25 protein-coding genes are annotated in these 23,322 nt (G+C 68.5%); 9 read left to right on the top strand and 16 right to left on the bottom strand.

All coding sequences use genetic code 11. The features are described from left to right. Nucleotides 1-58: 58 nt before the first annotated feature. Nucleotides 59-490: a MarR family winged helix-turn-helix transcriptional regulator gene (locus tag ACFTS5_RS05550; RefSeq protein WP_378627684.1), complete on the top strand. Its 432-nt coding sequence runs from the start codon at nucleotides 59-61 to the stop codon at nucleotides 488-490. A 119-nt stretch (nucleotides 491-609) separates the two neighbouring features. After that, entirely contained in the window at nucleotides 610-1,881 is a 1,272-nt protein-coding gene (locus ACFTS5_RS05555; protein WP_378627686.1) for a glycosyltransferase 87 family protein, read from the top strand. A 22-nt stretch (nucleotides 1,882-1,903) separates the two neighbouring features. On the opposite strand, the gene ACFTS5_RS05560 is transcribed toward ACFTS5_RS05555, so the two are convergent. The 6 genes from ACFTS5_RS05560 to ACFTS5_RS05585 form a co-directional block, all read right to left on the bottom strand. Beyond that, the gene (locus tag ACFTS5_RS05560) at nucleotides 1,904-2,461 is read right to left on the bottom strand and encodes an SRPBCC family protein (protein ID WP_378627689.1); all 558 of its coding nucleotides are present in this window, start codon (nucleotides 2,459-2,461) and stop codon (nucleotides 1,904-1,906) included. Between the two features lie 210 nt (nucleotides 2,462-2,671). Continuing rightward, entirely contained in the window at nucleotides 2,672-3,706 is a 1,035-nt protein-coding gene (dmpG, locus tag ACFTS5_RS05565; protein WP_378627691.1) for a 4-hydroxy-2-oxovalerate aldolase, read from the bottom strand. A gap of 15 nt (nucleotides 3,707-3,721) precedes the next feature. After that, entirely contained in the window at nucleotides 3,722-4,630 is a 909-nt protein-coding gene (locus ACFTS5_RS05570) for an acetaldehyde dehydrogenase (acetylating) (RefSeq protein ID WP_378627693.1), read from the bottom strand. A gap of 52 nt (nucleotides 4,631-4,682) precedes the next feature. After that, entirely contained in the window at nucleotides 4,683-5,468 is a 786-nt protein-coding gene (locus ACFTS5_RS05575) for a 2-keto-4-pentenoate hydratase (protein WP_378627695.1), read from the bottom strand. Then, nucleotides 5,462-6,964: an MDR family MFS transporter gene (locus tag ACFTS5_RS05580; protein ID WP_378627696.1), complete on the bottom strand. Its 1,503-nt coding sequence runs from the start codon at nucleotides 6,962-6,964 to the stop codon at nucleotides 5,462-5,464. Before ACFTS5_RS05580 ends, ACFTS5_RS05575 begins: the two co-directional genes overlap by 7 nt. Nucleotides 6,965-6,978: 14 nt before the next feature. Beyond that, nucleotides 6,979-8,034 (bottom strand): 2Fe-2S iron-sulfur cluster-binding protein, encoded by a 1,056-nt coding sequence (locus ACFTS5_RS05585; RefSeq protein ID WP_378627698.1) that lies wholly within the window; start codon nucleotides 8,032-8,034, stop codon nucleotides 6,979-6,981. A gap of 193 nt (nucleotides 8,035-8,227) precedes the next feature. On the opposite strand from ACFTS5_RS05585, the gene ACFTS5_RS05590 reads away from it, so the two are divergent. Together ACFTS5_RS05590 and ACFTS5_RS05595 are read left to right on the top strand one after the other, a co-directional pair. After that, nucleotides 8,228-9,025, top strand: coding sequence for a mycofactocin-coupled SDR family oxidoreductase (locus tag ACFTS5_RS05590; protein ID WP_378627699.1), 798 nt, complete (start codon nucleotides 8,228-8,230; stop codon nucleotides 9,023-9,025). Between the two features lies 1 nt (nucleotide 9,026). Continuing rightward, a complete protein-coding gene (locus ACFTS5_RS05595) occupies nucleotides 9,027-9,854 on the top strand; it encodes a mycofactocin-coupled SDR family oxidoreductase (RefSeq protein WP_378627701.1) in 828 nt (275 codons plus the stop codon). Here ACFTS5_RS05595 and ACFTS5_RS05600 read toward each other — a convergent pair. The 7 genes from ACFTS5_RS05600 to ACFTS5_RS05630 all read right to left on the bottom strand — a co-directional run bounded on the left by ACFTS5_RS05600 (nucleotide 9,851) and on the right by ACFTS5_RS05630 (nucleotide 16,600). Next, on the bottom strand, nucleotides 9,851-10,879 hold the full coding sequence (locus ACFTS5_RS05600) for a hypothetical protein (RefSeq protein ID WP_378627702.1): 1,029 nt from the start codon (nucleotides 10,877-10,879) through the stop codon (nucleotides 9,851-9,853). The genes ACFTS5_RS05595 and ACFTS5_RS05600 overlap by 4 nt on opposite strands. An 83-nt stretch (nucleotides 10,880-10,962) precedes the next feature. Further along, entirely contained in the window at nucleotides 10,963-11,832 is an 870-nt protein-coding gene (locus ACFTS5_RS05605; RefSeq protein WP_378627704.1) for an alpha/beta fold hydrolase, read from the bottom strand. Next, nucleotides 11,829-12,620: an SDR family NAD(P)-dependent oxidoreductase gene (locus ACFTS5_RS05610; RefSeq protein ID WP_378627705.1), complete on the bottom strand. Its 792-nt coding sequence runs from the start codon at nucleotides 12,618-12,620 to the stop codon at nucleotides 11,829-11,831. The genes ACFTS5_RS05605 and ACFTS5_RS05610 overlap by 4 nt, the downstream gene beginning before the upstream one ends. A 24-nt stretch (nucleotides 12,621-12,644) precedes the next feature. Continuing rightward, on the bottom strand, nucleotides 12,645-12,902 hold the full coding sequence (locus ACFTS5_RS05615; RefSeq protein ID WP_378627708.1) for a hypothetical protein: 258 nt from the start codon (nucleotides 12,900-12,902) through the stop codon (nucleotides 12,645-12,647). A gap of 11 nt (nucleotides 12,903-12,913) precedes the next feature. Further along, on the bottom strand, nucleotides 12,914-14,575 hold the full coding sequence (locus tag ACFTS5_RS05620; protein ID WP_378627709.1) for an FAD-binding protein: 1,662 nt from the start codon (nucleotides 14,573-14,575) through the stop codon (nucleotides 12,914-12,916). 11 nt (nucleotides 14,576-14,586) lie between these two features. Continuing rightward, the gene (locus tag ACFTS5_RS05625; protein ID WP_378627711.1) at nucleotides 14,587-14,958 is read right to left on the bottom strand and encodes a nuclear transport factor 2 family protein; all 372 of its coding nucleotides are present in this window, start codon (nucleotides 14,956-14,958) and stop codon (nucleotides 14,587-14,589) included. A 106-nt stretch (nucleotides 14,959-15,064) separates the two neighbouring features. Continuing rightward, on the bottom strand, nucleotides 15,065-16,600 hold the full coding sequence (locus ACFTS5_RS05630) for an FAD-binding protein (protein ID WP_378627713.1): 1,536 nt from the start codon (nucleotides 16,598-16,600) through the stop codon (nucleotides 15,065-15,067). A gap of 196 nt (nucleotides 16,601-16,796) precedes the next feature. On the opposite strand from ACFTS5_RS05630, the gene ACFTS5_RS05635 reads away from it, so the two are divergent. Then, nucleotides 16,797-18,428 carry a flavin-containing monooxygenase gene (locus ACFTS5_RS05635; protein WP_378627715.1) on the top strand — a complete coding sequence of 544 codons (1,632 nt, stop codon included), beginning with the start codon at nucleotides 16,797-16,799 and terminating at the stop codon, nucleotides 18,426-18,428. Between the two features lie 45 nt (nucleotides 18,429-18,473). On the opposite strand, the gene ACFTS5_RS05640 is transcribed toward ACFTS5_RS05635, so the two are convergent. After that, nucleotides 18,474-18,980, bottom strand: a complete 507-nt coding sequence (locus ACFTS5_RS05640) for a flavin reductase family protein (protein WP_378627718.1) — start codon at nucleotides 18,978-18,980, stop codon at nucleotides 18,474-18,476. Between the two features lie 129 nt (nucleotides 18,981-19,109). On the opposite strand from ACFTS5_RS05640, the gene ACFTS5_RS05645 reads away from it, so the two are divergent. Both ACFTS5_RS05645 and ACFTS5_RS05650 read left to right on the top strand, forming a co-directional pair. After that, nucleotides 19,110-19,808 carry a PadR family transcriptional regulator gene (locus tag ACFTS5_RS05645; RefSeq protein WP_378627720.1) on the top strand — a complete coding sequence of 233 codons (699 nt, stop codon included), beginning with the start codon at nucleotides 19,110-19,112 and terminating at the stop codon, nucleotides 19,806-19,808. Nucleotides 19,809-19,867: 59 nt separating this feature from the next. Beyond that, nucleotides 19,868-20,155, top strand: a complete 288-nt coding sequence (locus ACFTS5_RS05650; RefSeq protein ID WP_378627723.1) for a putative quinol monooxygenase — start codon at nucleotides 19,868-19,870, stop codon at nucleotides 20,153-20,155. Between the two features lie 63 nt (nucleotides 20,156-20,218). On the opposite strand, the gene ACFTS5_RS05655 is transcribed toward ACFTS5_RS05650, so the two are convergent. After that, nucleotides 20,219-21,193 carry an alpha/beta hydrolase gene (locus ACFTS5_RS05655; RefSeq protein WP_378627725.1) on the bottom strand — a complete coding sequence of 325 codons (975 nt, stop codon included), beginning with the start codon at nucleotides 21,191-21,193 and terminating at the stop codon, nucleotides 20,219-20,221. 139 nt (nucleotides 21,194-21,332) lie between these two features. Here ACFTS5_RS05655 and ACFTS5_RS05660 point away from each other — a divergent pair, with 139 nt between their 5' ends. Together ACFTS5_RS05660 and ACFTS5_RS05665 are read left to right on the top strand one after the other, a co-directional pair. Beyond that, nucleotides 21,333-21,680: a hypothetical protein gene (locus ACFTS5_RS05660; protein WP_378627727.1), complete on the top strand. Its 348-nt coding sequence runs from the start codon at nucleotides 21,333-21,335 to the stop codon at nucleotides 21,678-21,680. Then, entirely contained in the window at nucleotides 21,673-22,305 is a 633-nt protein-coding gene (locus tag ACFTS5_RS05665; protein WP_378627730.1) for a Dabb family protein, read from the top strand. The genes ACFTS5_RS05660 and ACFTS5_RS05665 overlap by 8 nt, the downstream gene beginning before the upstream one ends. Nucleotides 22,306-22,418: 113 nt before the next feature. Here ACFTS5_RS05665 and ACFTS5_RS05670 read toward each other — a convergent pair whose 3' ends face one another. After that, on the bottom strand, nucleotides 22,419-23,267 hold the full coding sequence (locus ACFTS5_RS05670) for an IclR family transcriptional regulator (protein ID WP_378627732.1): 849 nt from the start codon (nucleotides 23,265-23,267) through the stop codon (nucleotides 22,419-22,421). Nucleotides 23,268-23,322 lie beyond the last annotated feature (55 nt).

The following is a 23,322-nucleotide window of genomic DNA, read 5'->3' on the forward strand; positions in this document are numbered from 1 at the left end:
CGGGACAGATCTCCAAACAGTTGGTAAATGCAACTATGTATGGTTGTAGGATACAACCATGAACGCGCGGAGCACAAGAACCCAGGCTGTCGACACCATCCAGCGGGAACTCACCGCCTTCGCCCGCCGTGCCCGCGGCCGCGCCGCCGAACTACATCCCGAGCTGAGCCTGGTCGCCTACAGCATTCTCGACCTGATCCTCGAACGCGACGGTTGCCTGGCCACCGACCTGGCCGAGCAGTTCCTGCTCGACAAATCGACCGTCAGCAGGCAGGTCGGCGCACTCGAGAAGCTCGGCTACCTCGAACGCGCGGTCGATCCCGGCAATCGGCGCAATCACGTCCTGCGCGCCACCCCCGAGGGCCGAGCCGTCGCCGGCGAGGCAGAACGCCGGCGCCGGGAGGCCTTCCAGGCGCGTTTCGCCGACTGGACAGACGAGGATGTCGCGGCCATGGCCGGTTACCTGACCCGCTACAACCGCGGTGACTGACCAGCCCTGCATTCAGCGCGTTCGGTTCGTGGGCGGGCATCCGCCTGGCTATTGCGCACGTCACCGCCGCCGATGGGCGGTGCCCCAGTAGCGCGGGCGAGTCGGTATAGTCGCCGCGGATGAGTAGTGACACCACCCACCCCGAGCAAGAGCGTTCCCCACGCCCGATCAATCGAGCATGGTGGCTGGTGCCGGTGTTGCTCACCATTGTGTCGGTGGTCTGTGTCAGGACGCCGATCTGGCCCTTCGAACGCTATTCCGACGGGTTCATCGATCTCCAGGTCTACCGCCTCGGCATCGAGGCGATGCGCGACGGCGCCGATATGTACGGTCAGCTGCCCAAGACCACGATCGGCATCGGTCTGCCCTTCATCTACCCGCCGTTCGCGGCCATCGCGCTCGCGCCGTTCGCGCTGCTGCCGTGGGGCACGGCGAAGATCCTCTACGTCGTGGTGTCGATCGCCGCGGTCGCCTGGACGCTGTATCTGGTCGCCCGCCGCTACCACCCGGACCGCAAGCAGGTCGCCCTGCTCGTCACCGCCTGCGCGGTTCCGCTGGCGATGCTGCTGGAACCGGTTCGCTCGACCATCGACTTCGGTCAGGTCAATCTGTTGCTGATGGTGCTGGTCGCCACCGACTGCCTGCTGCCGAAGACCCGCTACCCGCGCGGCATGCTGATCGGCCTGGCCGCCGCCATCAAACTCACGCCCGCCGCCTTCGTTCTCTACTTCCTGGTCCGCAAGGACTACAAGGCCGCCGCGACCGCCGCGGGCACCGGTGCGATCGCCACCATCGCGTCCTTCGCGTTCCTGCCCACCGAATCCACCCGCTACTGGTTCGGCGGCCTCGGCAACGTCTCGGGCCTGAGCGGCTCGGCCTTCCACACCAATCAGTCGATCCAGGCGGTCATGGCCCGCCTGCACATCACCGGCCTGCCGTTCGACGCGCTGTGGCTCGTGCTGGGCGCCCTGCTGCTGGTCCTGGTCGTCGCCGCGATGCGCAAGGCCGCCGACGCCCCCGCGATCGCGCTGTCGCTCAACGCGGTCTTCACGCTGCTGCTGTCGCCGATCTCGTGGTCGCACCACTGGGTCTGGATCGCGCCCGCGTTGCTGGCGATGGTCTGCCACGCCCGCACCCTGCCGCTCAGCAGCGCTCGCGGCTGGTACGCCACGACCGTCGTCGTCGCCGCGGTCTTCGTGATCGCGCCGCACAGTTTCCTGCCCGACGGCGAACACCGTGAGACCTCATGGACGTGGGATCAGCACATCATCGGCGACACGTATGTGTGGCTGGCGGTCGGGCTGGTTGTCTTGTTCCTCGTCACCGGACGTCGGCCGGCGCAGCCGGTGCAGGAGCCCGCGGCGGTCGAGGAACACGCGCGCGTCGCTTGAACCGCCGGTGAACCCGGCGGCCTCATCCCGGGTGGTGCACGACGGCGACCGGTGGCCGGACGGCGATTCCGTCGGCGTCGGCGATGTCGGCCAGGTTCCGGAGGTTCGCGTCGAGCCCGCGTTGGAGGGCGTCGCGAAGCACGACCGCGTCGGCGTCTCGTAGCACCTGGCCGTGCAGGCCGGTGCGAAGAGTGGCGCGCGAGAGGTCGCGCGAGTGATCGAGTTCGACCGCGAAGGTGACCGCGATGCCGGTTACCCCGCCGCACGTCATCGTCCAACTGCGGGTCGGGCTGTATTCGGTGACGACCAGCCGCACGTCGTGGCGCATGTCGAACATCTGGACCTGTGCGGCGAGTTCGAGATCGGCACCGACTCGATCCGGTCCCGGGCCGCTCCAGGCGTGGAGTTCGGACATCCACGCGGCGATACTGTCCGGTTCCGACAGCAGGTCCCACAGCGCATCCGGGGGGACGGGCAGGGAGATCGCACCGCTGACGTGCACCTGGTCCACGCCGTCGCCGGGCGCGCCGTCAGGCGTGATCAGCTGACCGGTCTGCTTGCGATGACTCCGCTGGGCCATGATCCCCCACTTCATCGGGACCCGGCGTGCGGTGGTCGCACGTCGACCGGTCCCGAACGGCGTGCGACAGACGATAGCCGACCCACTCGAAATGTCCATTCGGACAGTGGATTTCGCCGACGAGACCATATCCGCACCGTGTTCTTCGTGGAAAGTCACCATCGCCCCACGTGCGATCCACGCGGGGCGATGGTGACCGACTCGGGTGCTTCAGACCGTGACGGCGGCTTCGCGCTGGAGTTCCAGGGCGATGTCGATGAGTTGGTCTTCCTGGCCGCCGACGAGTTTGCGTTTGCCCGCGCGGACGAGCATTTCGGCGGCGGAGACGCCGTAGCGTTCGGCTTGGCGTTCGGCGTGCTTGAGGAAGCTGGAGTAGACGCCCGCGTAGCCCATCATCAGTGACTGCCGGTCGAGCAGGCATTCTTGGGGCATGGCGGGGCGGACGACGTCTTCGGCGGCATCGGCGATGGCGAAGAAGTCGACACCGGTTGTGATGCCGAGTTTGTCGGAGACGCCGACGAAGGCTTCGACGGGGGTGTTGCCCGCGCCGGCGCCGAAGCGGCGCGTGGAGCCGTCGATCTGGGTGGCTCCGGCGCGCACCGCGTAGACGGAGTTGGCCACGGCGAGGCCGAGGTTTTCGTGGCCGTGGAACCCGACCTGGGCGTCGGTGCCGAGTTCGGCGACGACGGCGGCGACGCGGTCGGAGACTTGTTCGAGGACCAGCGCGCCGGCGGAGTCGACGATGTAGACGCACTGGCAGCCGGCGTCGGCCATGATCCGAGCCTGTTCGGCGAGGGCTTCGGGGGGTTGGGTGTGCGACATCATGAGGAAGCCGACGGTTTCCAGGCCGAGGTCGCGGGCGTAGCCGAAGTGCTGGATGGAGACGTCGGCTTCGGTGCAGTGGGTGGCGATGCGGCAGATCGAGGCGCCGTTGTCCTGGGAGATCTTGATGTCTTCTTTGACGCCGACGCCGGGCAGCATCAGGAACGCGATCTTGGCGTTCTTGGCTGTTTCGGCGGCGATGGTGATGAGTTGTTGTTCGGGGGTTTTGGAGAATCCGTAGTTGAACGAGGAACCACCCAGGCCGTCGCCGTGGGTGACTTCGATGACGGGGACGCCGGCGCCGTCGAGGGCGGCGACGATGTCGCGGACTTCGGTGGCGGTGAATTGGTGGCGTTTGTGGTGGGAGCCGTCACGCAGGGAGGTGTCGGTGATCCGGATGTCGAGTTCTGCTGAATAGACCATGGTTTCACAAGCTCCTTACACCCGGGCCGAGAGGATCTGACCGGCGATGACCTCGCCGACCTCGGTCGCGGCGGCGGTCATGATGTCGAGGTTGCCCGCGTACGGGGGCAGGAAATCGCCGGCGCCTTCGACCTCGACGAATACCGAAACCTTCGCCAGTCCACCGGATACGACCGACGGTTCGTCGAACTGGGGTTCGTTGAGCAGGCGGTAGCCGGGCACGTATTGCTGGATGTCGGCGACCATCTGGTGGATGGAGGCGGTGATCGCGTCGTGGTCGGCGTCGTCGGGGATGGCGCAGAAGATGGTGTCGCGCATGATCATCGGCGGTTCGGCGGGGTTCAAGATGATGATCGCCTTGCCGCGCTGGGCGCCGCCGATCGTTTCGACGCCACGGCTGGTGGTCTTGGTGAACTCGTCGATGTTGGCGCGGGTGCCGGGTCCGGCGGAGACCGACGACACGGAGGCGACGATCTCGGCGTAGGGCACCGGCACGACGCGAGAGACGGCCGCGACGATCGGGATCGTCGCCTGGCCACCGCAGGTGATCATGTTGACGTTCGGTGCTTCCAGCAGCGAGGCCAGGTTCACCGGTGGCACCACGGCCGGACCCACCGCGGCGGGGGTGAGGTCGACGGCGCGAATGCCGAGTTCGGCGTAGCGGGGCGCGGCGGCGCGGTGGACGTAGGCCGAGGTCGCCTCGAAGACCATGTCCGGCTTCTCGTCCTGGGCCAGCAACCAGTCCACGCCCTCGGCGGAGGTTTCCAGGCCGAGCCCGCGAGCGCGTTTGAGCCCCTCGCTGTCGGGGTCGATGCCGATCATCCAGCGGGGCTCGATGGACTCCGAGCGCAGCAGTTTGTAGAGCAGGTCGGTGCTGATGTTGCCGGATCCTACGATCGCGGCGGTGACGGAACCGTGGGACACGGTTGGCCTCCTCGAGGAATGGCGGCCCGGACAGGCCGCGGGTGGGATCGGCTCAGGTGAACGACAAGCGGACGGAGCCGAGTCCGGTGAAGTCGGCGCGGAAATCGTCGCCGGGTCGGGCGTCGATGGCGCGGGTACAGGAACCGGGCAGCACGATGTCGCCCGCTTTCAGCCGGACCCCGAAGGTCGCGACCTTGCGGGCCAGCCAGGCGACCGCGATCGCCGGATCCCCGAGGACCGCGTCGCTGCGGCCTTCGGCGACGATCTCACCGTTGCGGGTGAGCACGGCGTCGATCGCGGTGATATCGATATCGCCCGGGGCTACGCGTTCCTTGCCGAGGACGAACCCGGCCGACGAAGCATTGTCGGAGATGGTGTCGGCGAGTCCGATCTTCCAGTCGGTGATCCGCGAGTCGATCAGCTCGATCGACGGCGCGTAGGCGACGGTCGCGGCCAGCACGTCTGCTTCGGTGCAGTCCTCGCCGGGCAGATCGGCGCCGAGAACGAACCCGACCTCGACCTCCACCCGGGGCAGCAGGAACTTGGTGCTGTCGACGGGGACGTCCTCGAAGACCTCCATGTCGGCGAGCAGGTGACCGTAATCGGGCTCGTCGACGCCCATCATCTGCTGCATCGCCTTCGACGACAGCCCCACCTTGTGCCCGACGACCTTCCCGCCGTCGTCCAGCCTGCGCCGGATATTGAGCAGCTGGACCTCGTACGCGTCCACCACATCGATGCCCGGATACCGGTCGACGACGGGGGACACGGCCACCCGATCCAGCTCCGCCCGCGCCAGTTCGGCGGCGAGCTCGGTGCGCATGCCGGTTGTCAGCATCCTGGCTCCCTCTTCTCGTCTGGTGATGCCACCCCATGCTCGTGGTCCAGACGGCTCACCGGGCCGGGCTCTCCCGCTGGATGGACAGGAAATTCCCCGGCCCGGCGCGGGATCGCCGCGCACGCGGCCACCAGCACAACGGTCATGACCGCGATGGACACGAACACGAGATGTATTGCGGCGGAAAGTGATTGCGGGGTCGGCGCACCGTCGCCGGCCAGGCGCGCGTTGACGATCGCACCGAAGACCGCGACTCCCACCGCGCTGCCCAGCGATCGCGCGAACATGGTGGCGGAGGTGACGACCCCGCGTTCGGCCCAGCGCGCGCTCGTCTGCGCCGCGATGAGCGTGGGTGTGGCCACCAAGCCCATGCCCGCGCCCACCACGAAACACGACACGGCGACCTGCCACAGCGCCGAATCCTCGTCGAGCAGCAGGGTCGTCACCACGCCGAGCGCCGCGACGGTACTGCCGAGGACCGCGCACGTGCGAAACCCGAAGCGCAGATACACCTTTCCGGCTCTGGCCGCGGCCAACGGCCAGCCGAGGGTGAGCGCTCCGGTGACGAGGCCCGCGACCAAGGCGCTCGACCCGAGCACGCCCTGATTGAACATCGGCACATACGTCGTGAACCCGAACAGCAGCGCCCCGCCCAGCATTGCCGCGACACTGCCGGCGATCACCACCCGTCGGGTGAACACCCACAGCGGCAGAATCGGTTGCGTGGCACGCGCTTCGACGACGACGAACAGCGTGAGCGACAGTCCGGCACACCCGAAGACCGCGATACCGACCGGCGATCCCCACGTCCACGCGTGACCGCCCTCGAGCAGTCCGAGCACGAGTGACCCCGCACCGAGCGTCAACAGCACCGCCCCGGCGTAGTCGATGCTGCGCCGGCGCCGCGGTACGGACTCGTGGAAGTTGCGGATCAGCATCCAGGCGGCGAGCGCGGCCAGCGGCAGGTTGACGAGGAAGATCCACCGCCACCCGAGATAGTCGGCGCAGATGCCACCGAGCAGCGGGCCCGTCACCGATGCCACCGCCCACACCCCGGCCAGATAGCCCTGGACCGTGGCACGTTCGGCCAACGTGTACAGATCACCCGCGATGACCATGGTGGTGGGTTGGATGGCGCCGGCGCCGATGCCCTGGACGGCGCGGAACACGATCAGGGCGAGCATGCTGCTCGCCAGCCCGCACAGCAGCGAGCCCAGCGCGAACACCACGATGCCGAACAGCATCACCGGCTTGCGCCCGAAGGTGTCGGCGAGCGCGCCGTAGATCGGCACGGTGACGGCCTGGGCGAGCAGATAGCTCGTGAACAGCCACGGGAACAGCGTGAAGTCGCCGAGACTGTCAGTGATCGACAGCACCGCGGTCGCCAGGATCGTCGAATCGAGCGCGACGAGTCCGGTGGCGAGCATCAGCGACGCGAGCACCGGCCCACGGTCCGAGCCGAAGCCGACATCGGGCCGCGCGGTATCGGTTGCCACAGAACACCTCTCGCTCAGAAGCGGATACGGACCCGATCGGTGCGCGGGCGGGCCTGGCAGGCCAGGGTGTACCCGGCGTCGATGTCGTCCTGATCGAGGATCGCCGAGTCGGTCATGGTGACCTCGCCGTCGACGACGGTGCACGCGCACGATCCGCACTCGCCCTCGCGGCACGAGTAGGGGACATCGAGCCCGTCGGCGAGCATGACGTCGACGAGGGTGCGCGAGCGCGGCCAGCTCAGCGCGTGCACCGTCCCGTCGAGCTCCACCTCCACGCGTGCGGCATCCGTGTCGTCGACGGGGTCGAGCGGCTCGGGTTCGGCGAACGGATCACCGGACAGCGAGACGAACACCTCGGTGGTGACGCGTTCGCGCGGCCACCCGGCGCCCGAGAGCGCCTCGGTCACCGCCGACATGAACGGGCCGGGCCCGCACACGAACGCCGCGAAGGACGAATACGGCGCGGCGAAGTCGGCCAGCTGGGCCGCGGTCGGCAAGCCCTGCAGCGATTCGAGCCAGTGCGCCACAGTGATCCGGCCCGGGTACCGCGCGACGAGATCGCGCAGGGCGTCGGCGAAGATCACCGATTCCTGCTCGCGATTGGCGTAGAACAACACCACCTTGCCCGTGCCGCGGGCCAGGGCCGAACGCAGGATCGACATCACCGGTGTGATGCCGCTGCCCGCTGCCCACAACAGCAGATCGGTGTCGAGCGAGGCCGGGGTGAAGGCGCCCTGCGGCGGCAGCACATCGAGGGTGTCGCCGACAGCGATGTTGTCGCACAACCAGTTCGAGCCGTAGCCCCCGGGTGTGCGCTTGACCGTGACCTGCGGCGGATCGCCCGTGAACGGCGAACTCGCCAGTGAATAGCAGCGCGCCACCGGTTCGGGCCGCTCACTCGGGATCCGCAGCGTGAGGAACTGGCCCGGACGGAAGGCGAAGCGGTCGGCGACCGCTTCGGGCACCTCGAACACCAGCGTCCGCGCGTCCGCGGTCTCCTCGATCACCGCGGATACGCGCAGCGTCACCGCCCGCGACCTCCGCGGAACGTCGACAGTCGCCCTCGTCACTGGTGTTCTCCTCGATCTCGGAACCGGTCTTGCCGAGCAACCGTCGCAGGTGCGCCTAAGTGGCGGAGCCCGTGGCTCCCGGTGGCCGGGAGATCGCGGCGCACTGCCCGCTGACCGGGAAGACCAGGGCGGATGCGGTGGGCGGCGACCCTAGCGTCGGGCTCGTGGACACCAGATTCTCCGGGGGCACCCGATGAACCGCATGCAGCACACCGTCGCGCTGGTGACCGGCGCGGCCGGGGGAATGGGCCGCGCCCATTGCCGTCGGCTGGCCGAGGAAGGCGCCGACATCATCGCCCTCGACATCGAGGCCGCCGCGCCCGAGCTGGCCGAGACCGCACGCGAAGTCGAGGCAACGGGTCGCCAGTGCGTCACCGGCGTCGCCGACGTACGCGATCAGGCAGCCCTGGACGTGGCGGTCGCCGACGGCGTCGCAGCACTGGGCCGCCTCGACGTGATCGTGGCCAACGCCGGCATCTACACCGACCTCGGCCTGTCCTGGGAACTGTCGGATATGGCCTGGCAGCGCACCATCGACATCAACCTCACCGGCATGTGGCACACCGTGCGCGCGGCCGTTCCCGCCCTGTCCGACGGCGGCTCGGTCGTGATCGTGAGCTCCACCAACGGCATCGTCGGCGCGGCCGCCGCCGCGCACTACTCGGCGAGCAAGCACGCCGTGGTGGGCCTCGCCCGCACCTTGGCCAACGAGCTCGGCCCGCGCGGGATCCGGGTGAACACGGTGCATCCCGGCTCGGTCGCCACGCCGATGATCCTCAACGACGCGGTATACGCGAAACTACGCCCCGACCTGACGAATCCGACGCAGCAGGACGCGGCGGAGGCGCTGGCCCGGCGCACGATTCTGCCCGTTCCGTGGGTGGACCCGGTCGACATCAGCAATGCCGTGCTCTTCCTCGCATCCGACGAGTCCCGTTACGTGACGGGAATCCAGCTCGTGGTGGATGCCGGAATTACTCAGAAGGTGTGACATGGGACGGGTTTCGGGCAAGATCGCGCTGATCACCGGCGCGGCGCGCGGTATCGGCCGCGCACAGGCGATCCGGCTGGCCGAGGAAGGCGCCGACATCGTCGCCGTCGACATCTGCGGGCCGGTCGAGACCGTGGTGTCGCCGGGAGCGACCCACGACGACCTCGCCGAGACCGTGCGCGCGGTCGAGGCGACCGGCGCGCGGATCGTCGCCGCGGCCGTCGACGTCCGCGACGGCGCGGCGCTGCGGGCCGCGGTCGATGCCGCCGTCGAGCAGCTGGGCGGCCTCGACATCGTGTGCGCCACCGCCGGAATCAGTTCCAGCGGCGGCGCACTGGAACTGACCGAACAGCAGTGGCAGACGATGATCGACGTCAATCTGACCGGGGTGTGGCAGACGTGCAAGGCCGCCACCCCGCACCTGATCGCGCGCGGCGGCGGCGCGATGATCCTGACCAGCTCGATCGCCGGACTACGCGGCTTGGTGGGCGTGGCGCACTACACCGCCGCCAAACACGGGGTGGTGGGGCTGATGCGCTCGCTCGCGAAAGAGCTGGCCCCGCACCATGTCCGGGTGAACTCGGTGCATCCGACCAATGTCGACACCCCGATGATCCAGAACGACATGGTGCGCAAGGTGTTCCGGCCCGACCGGGAGAACCCCACCCGCGAGGAATTCGCGGAGGCGGCCGTGACGATGAACATGCTGCCCATCCCGTGGGTCGACCCGGTCGACATCGCCAATGCCGCCCTGTTCCTCGCCTCGGACGAGGGCCGCTACATCACCGCGGTGACGTTGCCCATCGACGCGGGCAGCACCCAGCGCTAGCAACGTTCGTACTGACGCGCGAAGTGCTCCCACTCCGGTGCGACCTCGCGCTCGGATACGGGGCAGCCGCCGACAAGGACAGCGACCCTGGGGCCGTCGCGCGTCACGATCGTGTAGTCGGCGACAGCACCAGGCCGAGCCAGGTAACGAAGGTGCCGGTCGGCGAGTTGCGTCGCTTGCGCGGTGCTCAATTTCTCTCCGACGGGCGGGAATACCGTGATGTCCAGGGTGCGGCCCGCTGCGTCGGGCGGGTCGAGCACCGACACCTCGGCGAGGAACGGAGTGGGTTGATCGGTCAGGAACCACTCCCACAATTCGAGTTCGCCGTCGGAGGGGAAACGGGGGCGGCGGTCCGAGTGGGTGAGACTGGGTTCCAGTCTCGAGTACTGCTCGGACATGCCCTCCCCGTGCACGGGCGACACCGTCCAGTCGTTGGATGCCAGTTCCGGGAAGTCCTGGATGATTCGGCGCATCGCCGCGGTGGCACGCTGGGGTTCGGCCTCGGAGCCCGCTCGGACACTGATGGATTCGGCGTGTCCGTCCGGGTCACCGGTGGTCTTGACGCCGTGGCTGGCCCAGTGTATCTCCGCACCGGTATCGGCCGATGACACTCGGGTCCAGGTGTTTGCCGCGTTCGCTTCCGCGTCCACGTCTTGCCCGAACCTCCAGCTCCCGGAATAGGAGTCCGTCATCCGGCGGATCTTGACCGAGGTCGAGTCGCCTTGATAGTGCGGCGGCAGCTGCTGAGCGCCCATGACACGCACGACCGACGCGGTCTCGGCGGGTGTGACGCCGTCCTCGAGCCGCACCTCGAGCCGGGATGTGTAGTAGGAGTTGGGGCCGTACGGGTGGTACTGGAACGCATGTGACGCGTCGGCCACTCCGGGAAGGGCCTCGATGGCCGTCTCGATCACCCGCGACCAGCGGTTACGCTCGGCCTGATCGGGCCCTTGCGGAAAGAGCGAACATCCGGTGAGCAGGACTGCCGCCAGCATCGACACGATGGTCGGCACGGTGAAGCGCATAGCAGTTCATCCTGCCAGCATGGGTCAGCCGCGAAAACTGCAATGCGCGGGCTGCCTCATGGCGGCCCGCGCATCGCGCTGGTTCAGTGTGCGGTGTCCTTGCGGGTGAGGAAAGCCAGTACGGCCGACTCGAATTCGTCCTTGCGTTCGATCATCGCCCAGTGCCCACAGTGGGGGAACACGTGCAGTTCGGCGCGCGGGATGGTGCGCATCGGGATGAGTGCCATATCGAGGGGGCTCACCCGGTCGTCGCGGCCCCAGGTGATCAGCGTGGGTGCAGCCACCTTGTGCAGCATGGCCCACGGTGGCGGTGCGTCGGAGGCCTCCATGGCCCGCACCATCATCGCGAACGCGGCCTTGCTGTACATCCGGCGAGCGCTGTCCAGCGTCGCGGGATCGGTGGCCTGCGTCCAGCGCTCCTCGATCAGTTCCTCGGTGACCATCGCCGGGTCGTAGACCATCGAATGCAGCCACTGGATCAACCGCTCGCGGGTGGGTTCCTCGGTGAACTCCTGCAGCAGCTTGATGCCCTCACCGGGGCCGGGGCTGAACAGGTTGCGGCCGATGCCGCCGATCGTCACCAGCTTGCCGACCCGCTCCGGATGGGCGATGGCGTAGTTGAGCGCTACGCCGCCACCCATCGAGTTGCCGATGATGTCGACGCTGTCCAGGCCGAGCGCGTCGACGAAACGGACCACCGCGTCGAGCGCGGTGACCATCGGGTGCCCGCCGAAATCGTCGCTCACCCCGAAACCGGGGAATTCCAGGACGAGGCAACGGAATCGTTGTGCGAAGACCGCGAGATTGCCGCGGAAGTTGCGCCACCCGGTCACGCCGGGCCCTGATCCGTGCAGCAGTAGCAGGGGCGGTCCCTCGCCGGCCTCGTGGTAGCGCAACACACCCGCGTCGGTGGTGATCTCGCGCAGCGTGCCCTCGTAGCTCAGGTCGGTCATGCGTGGGTACCGCCGTCGATGCGGATCTCGGTGCCGGTGATGAAGGCGCCGTCCTCGGAGACGAGCATCGCGATCACACCCGCCACCGCGGTGGGGTCACCCATGCCCGCGCCGCCGGATTCACGGTCGGTCGGCAGGACGGGCGACAGCTTGCCGAACAGGGCCCAGTCGGCGTCGGCGGGCACGTATCCCGGTGTGGCGTCGGTGATTCCGGACTTGATGCTGCCGGGCGCGACACAGACCGCGCGCAGGCCCTTGCCGCCGTACTCGAGGGCGATGGCGTGGGTGAAGGACTGGATGCCGCCCTTGCTCGCCGCGTAGGCCGCCATGTACGGGTGCGCGAAGGCCGCCGACGTCGAGCTGAAGTTCACCACGGTGGCGCGTGGGTTGGCCAGCAGCGCGGGCAGCGCCTCGCGCACCACCAGGAACGTGCCGGTGAGGTTCACCCGGATGATGAGGTCCCACAGGTCGAGGGAGGTCTGCTCGGTGTGCGAGGCCCGCAAGATACCCGCCGCGTTCACCAGCGAGTCCAGGCCGCCGAGGGTGTCGATCGAGGACCGGACGCCCGCGATCACCGACTGTTCGTCGCCGATGTCGAGGGTGAGGGTGGTGAGCCGGTCGGCGGTGCCGCGTTCGGCGGCTTGCGCGCTGGTCGCGGCGAGGCCGTCGGCCGACACGTCGGCGGCGACCACCGTGGCGCCCTCGTCGAGCAGCCGGAGCGCGGTGGCCGCGCCGATGCCCGAGGCGGCGCCGGTGACCAGCGTCCGGTGGTTGTCGAGTCTGTTCATGGGGTTCTCTCCTGGTCTTGGGTGTCAGCCGAGTCGGCCGGGAACCGGTTCGTGGCGGAGCTGATCGGTCGCCAGCGCGCCGACGCGGACGGCGTCCTCGATGGAGTCGCGCAGGGCGGGGCAGGTGGGGATCCAGCTGCTGTGCTCACCGAGGGCCGCGCGCCGAGCGAACTCGGGGCACGCGGACTCGGCGTCGTCGAGCCACTGGATACTGGTGTGGCTCGGACTGAACTTCTCTGCCAGCACCTTGTTTCCGCAGGAAGCGCATTCGACGGGTTGCATGGCCGCCCCCCTCATCGCTCGCCGGCGGCATGGCGAGCGCCGATGTAGCCGAACACCATGGCCGGGCCGATCGTCGCGCCCGCACCGGCGTAGTCGTTGCCCATCACCGCGGCGGAGGTGTTGCCCACGGCGTAGAGGCCGGGGATGGGGGACCCGTCGGCGCGCAGCACCTGGGCGTCGGCGTTGTAGACCAGGCCGCCCTTGGTACCGAGGTCGCCGATCCGCACCCGCAGCGCGTAGAACGGGCCCTTGTCCAGCACATCGAGTGCGGGCGTGGCCAGCGTCGGATCACCGTAGTAGTTGTCGTAGGCGCTGACACCGCGGCCGAAGTCCGCGTCGTGTCCGTCGCGGGCGAAACCGTTGAAACGTCCGACGGTGTCGCGCAACGCATCGGCGGGAACGCCGATCGCGGCGGCGAGTCCCTCGATATCGGGCGCGGACTGGATCAGGCCTGCCCCCGACCACGAGGCCGGGAATTTCTGGCCGGGCACGATGCCGCCGATCGGGTAGCGGCTCTTGGCTTTCGCGTCGAAGACCAGCCAGGCCGGATCGTGGCCGCCCTTCAGCTGGGCGTGCACGAACGTCACATACGGCGATGCCTCGTTGGTGAACCGCTTGCCCGTGCTGTCGACGATGATCGAGCGCGGGATCGAGCGCTCCGACACCAGCACCTGGTTGATGCCGTCCGGTCGCTGGAACGACGGCATCCACCACGCGTCGTCCATGAGATCGACTGCCGCGCCGACCTTTTCGCCCGCGATGATGCCGTCGCCGGTGTTGTCCGCCGACGCCGCGCTGAAGTTGTCGCGCCCGCCCTCGGGCAGGTGGTCCTTGCGCATGGCCTGGTTGTACTCGAACCCGCCGGTGGCCAGCAGCACACCGTCACGCGCCCTGATCCGGATCTCGCGGCCCTCGCGCTCGGCGAGCACGCCGAGCACCGCGCCCGTGTCGTCGGTGATCAGCGAGCGCAACGGAGTGTCGAGCCACAGCGGCACTCCCGCATCGCGCACGGCCAGGCGCAGCCGGGCGATCAGGGCCCGGCCGAGCGTGTCCATGTGTCTGCGCAACACGATCGCCTTGATCGCCCGCAGGCCGGTCAGCAGCGCGGTCCAGCGTGCCTTCCAGGTGCGCGTCACCATATTGAGCTGGACGAAGTCCTTGGAGGTGATGAACAGCCCCGGCGGTGTCGCGAGCGCGGCCGGACGCAGCAGGTCCTCATCGGCGCCGAGCTGTTTGAGATCGACCGGCAGCGGCTCGATGGAGCGGCCCGCGGGCCGTCCGCCCGGTGCTTCGGGGTGATAGTCGGAATAGCCGGCGCACCACTGGAAACGCAGGTGCGGGCTGGTCTCGAGGAAGGCCAGCATGCGCGGGCCCTCGTCGATGAACGCGTCGAGGTTGGCCGACGGCACCCGATCGCCGACCACGGCGTCGAGGTAGGCGCGCACGTCGGCGCGGGAGTCGCCGAGGCCCTCGCGCAGCAGCGCCGGGTTGTTGGGCACCCAGATGCCGCCGCCCGAGAGCGCGGTGCTGCCGCCGTAGACGGCGGCCTTCTCGATGACCAGGGTGTCCAGGCCGCGGTCGGCGGCGGCCAGCGCGGCGGTGAGCCCGCCCGCGCCGCTGCCGACGACGAGGAAGCCGACCTCGTGATCCCAGTGTTGTTCGGTCGCAGTCATCTTCGCCTCGCTCAGCCGACGACCATGTCGTCCTGGGACCAGAACGCGCGCATGCTCACGATGCGGGCGTCCTCGTCGAAGGTCATGACATCGATCGGATCGAGGGTGAAGGTCTGCTCACCGAACTTGGTGACCACCCGGAAGCTGAACGCGGCGCTGTGACCGGCGACGCGGACGGAGAACAGTTCGGTCGAACGCTCCAGCGGCTCGATGTTCTCGTAGAACTTCGTAATCGCCGCGTGCCCGACATGCGGTTCGGTGCCGACCGGGTCCTCGACCGTCGCGTCCTCGCGGTAGAGGGCGACGACGTCGGCGGCAGTACCGCTGCCGACGGCCTCCACATATTTGCGCACCGTTGCGCGAATGTCGTCCGCTGAAGCCATCGTGTCGCTCCTGAAATGTCGAAAGGGATGTGTCTGTGAACCGAACCACATCCGGTGGCTCGGATGCCCCGGTCTCTCCCGTCCAGCGGGAAAGACCGGGGGTGGATCATTCGCCGAGGATGTGGCGGACGGCGAGGTGGCTGAACAGCATGGACGCGCCGATCGGATTACCGCCGCCGGGGTAGACCTCGCCGCTCACGGCAGCCATGGTGTTGCCCGCGGCGTAGAGGCCGGGGATCGGCTCGCCGTCGCGGCCGAGGACCCGTGCCGCGCTGTCGGTGCGCAGCCCGCCCTTGGTGCCCAGATCGGAGATGCCGAACGCCGCCGCGTGGTACGGCCCCTTGTCGATGGTCACCAGCGGCGGTTCGCCGTTGGAGAAGGCCCGATCATAGGCCTCGTCGCCGCGCCCGAAATCGGGGTCGACACCGGTGGCGACGCTCGCGTTGAACCGCTCCACGGTGGCCTCCAGGTTCGCCGCGGGCACGCCGATCTTCGCGGCCAGCTCGGCGAGGGTGTCGGCGGTGTGCCACAGACCGGCCTCGACGTACTTCTCGGTCTCGACCATGGAGACATTGGTGGCCTTGATCGGCGGCACCTCGCCCTCCTTGTCGTCGTAGATCATCCAGAACGGCAGGGTGAGCCCGCGGTCGTTCATCTGGCGGATCACCTCGCGGCCGAGCCGGTCGTAGGGGGCCGATTCGTTGACGAACCGCTTGCCGTCCTGATCGACGAAGATGCCGCCGGTGAACCACAGGGCGAACGCCGAGCGGCCGTCCGGATGGGTCAGTCCGGGCGACCACCACGCCTGATCCATCAGATCGGTATCGGCGCCCGCCGCGATGCCCGCCTGATGCGCCCTGCCCTGATTTCCCCAGGGCCCCATGGTGTCTCGCGCCTCGCCGGGCACACCGTAGTGCTTGCGCAGCTCGGCGTTCTGCTCGAAACCGCCTGCCGCCAGGATCACGCCGCGTCGCGCGCGGATCGCGACGCGGGCGCCGTCGCGTTCGACGATCGCGCCGGTCACCACACCGTCCTCGACCACGAGTTCCACCAGCGGCGAATCCAGGTGCAGCTGTGCGTGCGGGTAGCTCGAGATCGCGCGCAGCATCCGCCCGATCAGCGCCTGACCGCCGATCAGCAGGTCCTGCGGGGGAGCGCCGAGCCGGTCGGTGTCCAGCGTTCCGCGCAACGATTCGCGCAGCGAGCCCATCTCCGCGGCAGGCAGCGGTGTCGGCATGATGTGGCGCTGGCCGTCGAGCCGGGCCTTGGGCGCCTTCCCGAAGTAGTCCGGCCACGGCAGCACCATGAACGCGAAATGGTCGTCGGCTTCGAGGTATTCGATGAGATCGCGACCTCGCCGCACGTAGGTCTGCTGTAGTTCGTCGGGGGTGCGGTCACCGACCACCGCGCGGTAATAGGTCACTGCGTCGTCGAGGGTGTCGTCGGTACCCGCGCGCTCCAGCACGGGGTTGCAGGGGAACCACACCCCGCCACCGCCCGAATACGCCGTCGTCCCGCCGAACTTGTCGGTCGCCTCGACCACCGCGACGCTGAGTCCCTCGCGGGCGGCGGTGTACGCGCCGGCCAGGCCACCACCCGACCCCGCGACCAGCACATCCACCTCGTCGTTCCAGTCCACCACTGTTTCCTCCTGGTACCACCTCGAATTGCGCTCGACGGTAGGCCGGGCGCCGGTGGTCGTGGGGCGGCTCTCCCGATCACCGGGAGAGCATCGATGCGCGAATGTGCCGGTCAGCGGGAAGGGGACCTGCTCGAACGCGGTGCGCGTCCTTAGCGTCGCCCGCAGAGAAACCGGTCTCCATCGAAAGGTAGGCACTGTGAACCCCGAGACCCCATCGGCACCAGCGAAAGGCCCGGCCGACGTCGACGTGGTCGTCGTCGGTGCGGGCATCGCCGGCCTCTACGCGCTGCACCGCTTCCGCGGCAGCGGCCTCACCGTGCGGGTGTTCGAAGCCGGCGAGGGCGTGGGCGGCGTCTGGTACTGGAACCGCTACCCGGGCGCACGCTGCGATGTCGAGAGCGTCGACTACTCGTACTCCTTCGACGACGCGCTACAGCAGGAGTGGAACTGGAGCGAGAAGTACGCCACCCAGCCCGAGATCCTGTCCTACCTCGAGCACGTCGCCGACCGCTACGACCTGCGCCGCGACATCGAGTTCGGCACGCGCGTCACCGATATCGTGCTCGACGAGGCGACCCTGCGCTGGCAGGTCGACACCGACACCGGCAGGGCGGTCTCGGCGCGGTTCGTCGTGCTGGCCACCGGCCCGCTGTCCAACGCCAACACCCCGGCCATCGACGGACTCGACACCTTCGCCGGACAGATTCTGCACACCTCGCACTGGCCGCACGACGGGGTCGATCTCACCGGCCGACGGGTCGGCGTGATCGGCACCGGTTCCTCCGGTATCCAGACGATCCCGTGCGTGGCCGAGCAGGCCGAGCGGTTGCACGTGTTCCAGCGCACAGCCAATTACAGTGTGCCCGCGGGTAATACGCCGCTGACCGAACAGGACCGGGCCGCGCAGAAGGCGAACTATCCCGAGCGCAGGCGGCTGTCGATGGCCAGCGGCGGCGGTTCACCGCACCAGGCGCATCCGGAATCCGCGGTCGCGGTGAGCGAGCGGGAACGGCGCGAGGCCTACGAGAAGCGCTGGGCGCTGGGCGGTGTGTTGTTCAGCAAGACCTTCCCCGACCAGCTGACCACCCTCGCCGCCAACGACACCGCGCGGGAATTCTGGGAGGAGAAGGTGCGGGCCGTGATCGAGGACCCGCGCGTCGCCGATCTGCTCGTCCCGCACGACCACCCCATCGGCACCAAGCGGATCTGCACCGACACGAACTACTACCAGACCTTCAACCGCGACAATGTCGAGCTGGTCGACCTGAAGGCCACGCCGATCACCCGGATCGACGCCGCGGGCGTGCACACCACCGACGCGCACTACCCGCTCGACACCCTGGTGCTCGCGACCGGATTCGACGCGATGACCGGCTCGGTGTCGCGGATGAACATCGTCGGCCGGGGTGGCGAGACACTCAACCACGCGTGGCGGGAAGGGCCGAAAACCTATCTGGGATTGGGGATAACGGGCTTTCCGAACCTGTTCAACCTCACCGGTCCCGGCAGTCCGTCGGTGCTGGCCAACATGGTGCTGCACTCGGAACTACACGTCGACTGGGTGGCCGAGGCGATCGGCTTCCTCGACGGCAGGGGAGCGGTGGCGCTGGAGGCACGCCGGGACGCGGTAGCGGAGTGGGTGCTCGAATGCGGGAACCGGGCCGCGGGAACGCTGATGACACAGGCGAATTCGTGGTATCTGGGTGCGAACATCGAAGGCAGGCCACGGGTGTTCATGCCCTTCGTCGGCGGCTTCGGCGTCTACGGCGAGATCATCGCCGAGGTCGCGGCCGCAGGGTACAAGGGTTTCGACATCATCGAGGCGTGAACGGCGACGACGGGGTGGTCCGGTGCGGACCACCCCGTCGTCGTGTCAGGCCGTGAAGCCGCCGAACCCGCCCTTGTAGAACAGCAGCGGCTCGGCGCCCTCGGTCGCCCGCAGGTCACCGATACGGGCGAGCACCACGGTGTGGTCGCCCGCGTCGTGCTCGAGCTCCACCGTCACCTCGATCTGGGCCAGCGCCCCGGCTAGCGCGGGCGCGCCGTTGCCCGCCCTGTCCCACTCGACGCCGGCGAACTTGTCGGCCCCGCTCACCGCGAACTGGCGGCACAGCGCGCTCTGCTCCTGCGCCAGGATGTTGATGCACAACGCCCCCGCCGCACGCAGCAGCGGCCAGCTGGTGGAACTCTTGGCCGGGCAGAACGACACATACGGCGGGTCCAGCGACACCGACACCACCGACTGACAGGTGAAGCCGAGCGGTCGCGTCCCGTCGTGGGCGGCGATCACCGCGACGCCCGTCGCGAAGTGCCCGAGCACTCTGCGCAGGTCCGCGGGGGCCGGGATACCTGCGTCGACGACGACGTTGTCCGCATTCATAGAGGTCCTTCCGAACGGAATTCGATACTTCTCAGAATCCGGGAAGATCGGGCGGCGCCTCAAGACGGCCTCCCGGTCAGCGGTTGCTGATGGGTGAATTCCGGGAAGACCGGTTGCTAGCATTCAGCCATGGCTACCCCCGACCCCGACTCCGGCGTGCCCAACCTGCCGCCGACCAGCTGGGCGGTGCTCGCCATGCTCTCGTACGAGGAGGAGATCTCCGGCTACGACCTGAAGAAATGGGCGGACTGGAGTCTGCGCTATGTCTACTGGACTCCGTCCTACAGCCAGATCTACGCCGAGCTGAAGAAGCTCGAACAGCACGGCTTCGCGAGTTCGCGGCTCGATCCCGACAACACCATGCGCGCCAGACGGCTGTACCAGATCACCGCGGCGGGCCGGGCCGCGGTGACCACGTGGTGGAACAAGGCGCCGGTCGATCCGTCGGTGCTCAAACACCACGTGCTGCTGCGCGTGATGTTCGGCCATCTCGGGTCCCCGGATCGGCTCAAGCAGATCCTGCACGACCACATCGCCGACGTCGACAAACTCGCCCAACGCGCCGCGATCGATGCCGAAGCCGCGAAATCCGAACCGGGCTGGGCCTATTCGCAGCTCGTGCTGCAATGGGCGCAGCGCCACTACGCGACCGAACGCGACCTCGCGCAGCAGTTGATCGATGACATCGACAACGCGGCCACCGTGTTGGCAGGCGCCGAACACGACGACCGCGCCGACTACCCCCATCCGACGCCGGGCCGCTGGCGCGAGATCGAGCAGCGGGTGCGCGCGGAGGAGCTCGAGGACCACGACCCGGCAACAGACTAGGCCGTGTTCTTCCACTGTGGGTGAACGCCGGTACTGTCGCACGGAAAAGGAGAGAAATCATGATCGCAGTCATCGCTGAAGTGACCGTCAAAGCCGGTGCGGGTGCGGAGTTCGAATCCGTCGTCGCCGATCTCGTCGAGCAGATCAAGGCCAATGAGCCGGGCAATCTGACCTACCAGCTGGTGCGTTCGAAGACCGACGCCGAGCACTACCGGTTCTTCGAACTGTATTCCGACGACGCTGCCGTCGAAGCCCACGGCCGGTCGGAGCACTTCCGCGCGGCAGGCAAGCTGATGGCTCCCTTGCTGGCGGCCGCGCCGAAGATCGAGTACTTCACCGCGGTCTGAACCTGATCCGCCTACTCGGAACGCGGGCCGGAAAGATCTCGGCAGGTGCGCTACCGGTGCCGATCACCGTGGATCCCGAGGGGGATCGAGCATCTCGCGCACCATAGCCCAGATCTCGGTGCGCGCGGCGACGGTGGCGGCGAGGGACGGGATGCTGAGGAACCCGTGGAACAGCCCGGTGTAGCGGCGATAGCGAATCGCGACACCGTCGGCTGCCAGGCGCTGGGCGTAGGCGTCCCCGGCCGAACACGGTGGGTCCAGTTCGGCGGTGATCACCACCGCGGGCGGTAGACCGGCCAGCGAGTCCGCCCTGGTCGGCACGAGACGCACGTCGTCGGTGCCGTGCGGTGCGTAGTTCGCCCAGTACCACCGCATGGCGCTGGTCGTGTTGTAGTGGCCCGTGCCGAATCGCCGGTAGGACTCGGTCTCGAAATCGTCGTCGATCACCGGATAGATCAGAATCTGGGCCGCGATCCTCGGCCCGCCCGCGTCCCTGGCCGCGATGGCCACGGTGGCGGCGAGATTGCCGCCCGCGCTGTCACCGGCCACCGCGATCCTCGACGGGTCGCCGCCGTAGTCGCCGGCGTTGGCGGCGGCCCAGCGCAGTGCCGCGAACATGTCGTCATGGGCCGCGGGGCCCGCGTGCTCGGGCGCGAGCCGGTAGTCGACCGAGACCACCAGCGCCCCGACACCCGCCGCCATCGAGCGGCAGAACTCGTCGTGACTGTCGAGGTCGCAGAACACGAAGCCGCCGCCGTGCGCGAACACGATCACCGGCAGCGGTTCGCCGTCGTGATGCGGCCGGAACACCCGCAGCGGCAGCGGGCCGCCGGGTCCGTCGATCGTGAGGTCACGCGCCAGTGCCATATCGGGAAGTCGTTGCAGCGGAGCGCGTCTGGCGCGGATCGCGGCACGCGCCTCGGTCGCGGCCATCGTGGCGACATCGGGGAATCCGGCGTCGAGCGTGGCGAGCACGGCCGCGACTTCCGGATCGGGAACCGCACCGGGCCCGGTGGTCGGGAACGTTCGCACAGTCACTGGTCCTCCTGAATTTCGGCGACGGAATCGGACGTCGTCGGCCTCACCGTAGGGTCGGTGCCGCGCGATCCGTACCGCGTTCTCCCACTGGGCGGAAACACCAGGTCGATGCCCTTCGGCGGCTGCCTACGGTCGGTGCATGGAAGCCACGAAGGTCTACGTGATCGACACCGTAGTGACCAAGCCGGGGCGGGCCAGGGAATTCGTCGACGCCTATCTGCGCGACTACGTCCCGGGCGCGCGCGAACGCGGCATGACGCTGGAGCGGATCGTGGTGAGTCCGCCCGTGTGGTTCCCGGACGAGTCGAACACGATCATCGCGAGCTGGGTACTCGACGGCGCACAGGGCTGGTGGGAGATGACCTGGCAGGGACGTTCGGATGAGTCGGTGCGGCAGTGGTGGGCCTCGGCGCAGGAGCTGATCGTCGAACGGACCCGCTCGACCGGCGCGCTCGCCACCGACATCGACAGGCTCGGCGATGTTTGAAGTGACTCGGCTGGTGCATCTCTCGCCCGGCACCGATGCCGTGGTGCGCGACCGGCTGATGACCGGGGTGCGCGAAATCGCCGCCCCGGCCGCACGCCGCGTGCTGGTCGAGCCCACATTGCCGGGCGTGCGCAACGGTGGTGATGTCCTGGTGCACTTGCGCTTCGACGAGTCCGCGGACTGGACAGGGACCACCACCGAGGTGGATTCCCTGCTGAGCGAAAGTCTGGTCGCCCACGTCGACGGCGCCGAATATCAAGGCGGCACAGCGGGTACCGCCGAGCCGGACGCCACCGGGTCGGTATACCGGGTACTGCTGCTGCGAGTAGAGCAGGACACCCCGTGCGCGACGGTCGAGCGCTTCGAGGCAGATCTGCTGCGGATGCCCCGCTACCTGCCGGGTATCCGGTCCTGGCAGTTGAGCCGGGTCACCCGTGGCACCGGACTCGCGGCGTGGACGCATGTCTGGGAGCAGGAGTTCGCCGACCTCGACGCTCTCGTAGGCCCCTATTTGATGCACCCGGTCCACTGGGCGCACGTCGACCGCTGGTTCGACCCCGAATGCCCGGACATGATCGTCCGCGACCGGATCTGCCACAGTTTTTGCGTGAACCGCCCGCTCTGACGGAAGTGATTGTCCGCGAACGGTTCTGACCTCGTCGTCGCGTGCGCAACCGGGGTCTCATCCGTCGCGCCGTACGCCGCCCGCGTTCGGGCGGCACACGGCGCGACGTGGGATCACGCCGTACGCGGCCCGCGGTGGTCGGCGTACGAACGGCTCACGCCCAGTGGACGAGGATGCTGCTGCAACGTCGGATGCACCCGGACCCGGCCGTCGTCGACATGGCGCCAGATATTGAGCGCGGTCGTGCGCACCGGCGCGCTGAGCCGGTGATCGAACAGCATCCGATCCACCGGTCCACACACCGACACCGCCGCCACGGCGGCCTCGCCGAGATCGCCGATGGGCGCCGCGATACAGCCGAAGCCGGGCAGCGACTCCTCGCGTTCGACGGCGATCCCGTGCGCGCGCACCTTGTCCAGTTCGGTGTCGAGCTGGGCCTTGGTGGTGATCGAGTAGCGGGTGCGTGCGCCGGCCTGGCCTGCGAGGGCGTCGGCGATGCGGCGCTCGTCGGAGTAGGCCAGGATCGCCTTGCCGACCGCGGTACAGGCAGCGGGCCGCCTGCCGCCGACGCGGGTGGGCACCACCGCCGACAGCTCGCCGCCGACCTTGTCGAGGTACACGACGTCGGGACCGTCCAGCACGGCCAGATGCACCACGAACCCGGTGACCCGGTGCAGTTCGTGCAGGAACGGCATCGCCGCGCGGTGCAGCCGGTCCTGGTGCACCGCCAGCGAGCCGAGCTCCATCAGCCGGATGCCGAGCTCGTAGTCGCGCCCCTCGCGACGTAGCCAGCGCAACTGCACCAGCCGATCGAGCATGCGATGCGCCGAGGACCGGGGTAGACCGGTGCGCCGGACGATCTGGGCGAGCGTGAGCCTGCCCGGGCCGTCGAAGGCGTCGAGCAGCAGGGACGCGCGATCGAGGATCGCGCTCGGGGTGGTGGCCTCGGCCTGGATGACCATGAGCTCTCCATTCGGATCTACGAGCTGATGCCCAGTCGCATATTTCGATTAGGCA

The sequence above is a fragment of the Nocardia sp. NPDC056952 genome, assembly GCF_042674185.1.
Lineage (GTDB): Bacteria > Actinomycetota > Actinomycetes > Mycobacteriales > Mycobacteriaceae > Nocardia.

What these genes read in the sequence shown, in the direction of transcription:
- ACFTS5_RS05550 (WP_378627684.1), top strand. Translation starts at nt 59, where the DNA reads ATGAACGCGCGGAGCACAAGAACCCAGGCTGTCGACACCATCCAGCGG.
- ACFTS5_RS05555 (WP_378627686.1), top strand. Translation starts at nt 610, where the DNA reads ATGAGTAGTGACACCACCCACCCCGAGCAAGAGCGTTCCCCACGCCCG.
- ACFTS5_RS05560 (WP_378627689.1), bottom strand. Translation starts at nt 2,461, where the DNA reads ATGGCCCAGCGGAGTCATCGCAAGCAGACCGGTCAGCTGATCACGCCT.
- dmpG (WP_378627691.1), bottom strand. Translation starts at nt 3,706, where the DNA reads ATGGTCTATTCAGCAGAACTCGACATCCGGATCACCGACACCTCCCTG.
- ACFTS5_RS05575 (WP_378627695.1), bottom strand. Translation starts at nt 5,468, where the DNA reads ATGCTGACAACCGGCATGCGCACCGAGCTCGCCGCCGAACTGGCGCGG.
- ACFTS5_RS05590 (WP_378627699.1), top strand. Translation starts at nt 8,228, where the DNA reads ATGAACCGCATGCAGCACACCGTCGCGCTGGTGACCGGCGCGGCCGGG.
- ACFTS5_RS05595 (WP_378627701.1), top strand. Translation starts at nt 9,027, where the DNA reads ATGGGACGGGTTTCGGGCAAGATCGCGCTGATCACCGGCGCGGCGCGC.
- ACFTS5_RS05600 (WP_378627702.1), bottom strand. Translation starts at nt 10,879, where the DNA reads ATGCGCTTCACCGTGCCGACCATCGTGTCGATGCTGGCGGCAGTCCTG.
- ACFTS5_RS05605 (WP_378627704.1), bottom strand. Translation starts at nt 11,832, where the DNA reads ATGACCGACCTGAGCTACGAGGGCACGCTGCGCGAGATCACCACCGAC.
- ACFTS5_RS05610 (WP_378627705.1), bottom strand. Translation starts at nt 12,620, where the DNA reads ATGAACAGACTCGACAACCACCGGACGCTGGTCACCGGCGCCGCCTCG.
- ACFTS5_RS05615 (WP_378627708.1), bottom strand. Translation starts at nt 12,902, where the DNA reads ATGCAACCCGTCGAATGCGCTTCCTGCGGAAACAAGGTGCTGGCAGAG.
- ACFTS5_RS05620 (WP_378627709.1), bottom strand. Translation starts at nt 14,575, where the DNA reads ATGACTGCGACCGAACAACACTGGGATCACGAGGTCGGCTTCCTCGTC.
- ACFTS5_RS05625 (WP_378627711.1), bottom strand. Translation starts at nt 14,958, where the DNA reads ATGGCTTCAGCGGACGACATTCGCGCAACGGTGCGCAAATATGTGGAG.
- ACFTS5_RS05640 (WP_378627718.1), bottom strand. Translation starts at nt 18,980, where the DNA reads ATGAATGCGGACAACGTCGTCGTCGACGCAGGTATCCCGGCCCCCGCG.
- ACFTS5_RS05645 (WP_378627720.1), top strand. Translation starts at nt 19,110, where the DNA reads ATGGCTACCCCCGACCCCGACTCCGGCGTGCCCAACCTGCCGCCGACC.
- ACFTS5_RS05650 (WP_378627723.1), top strand. Translation starts at nt 19,868, where the DNA reads ATGATCGCAGTCATCGCTGAAGTGACCGTCAAAGCCGGTGCGGGTGCG.
- ACFTS5_RS05660 (WP_378627727.1), top strand. Translation starts at nt 21,333, where the DNA reads ATGGAAGCCACGAAGGTCTACGTGATCGACACCGTAGTGACCAAGCCG.
- ACFTS5_RS05665 (WP_378627730.1), top strand. Translation starts at nt 21,673, where the DNA reads ATGTTTGAAGTGACTCGGCTGGTGCATCTCTCGCCCGGCACCGATGCC.
- ACFTS5_RS05670 (WP_378627732.1), bottom strand. Translation starts at nt 23,267, where the DNA reads ATGGTCATCCAGGCCGAGGCCACCACCCCGAGCGCGATCCTCGATCGC.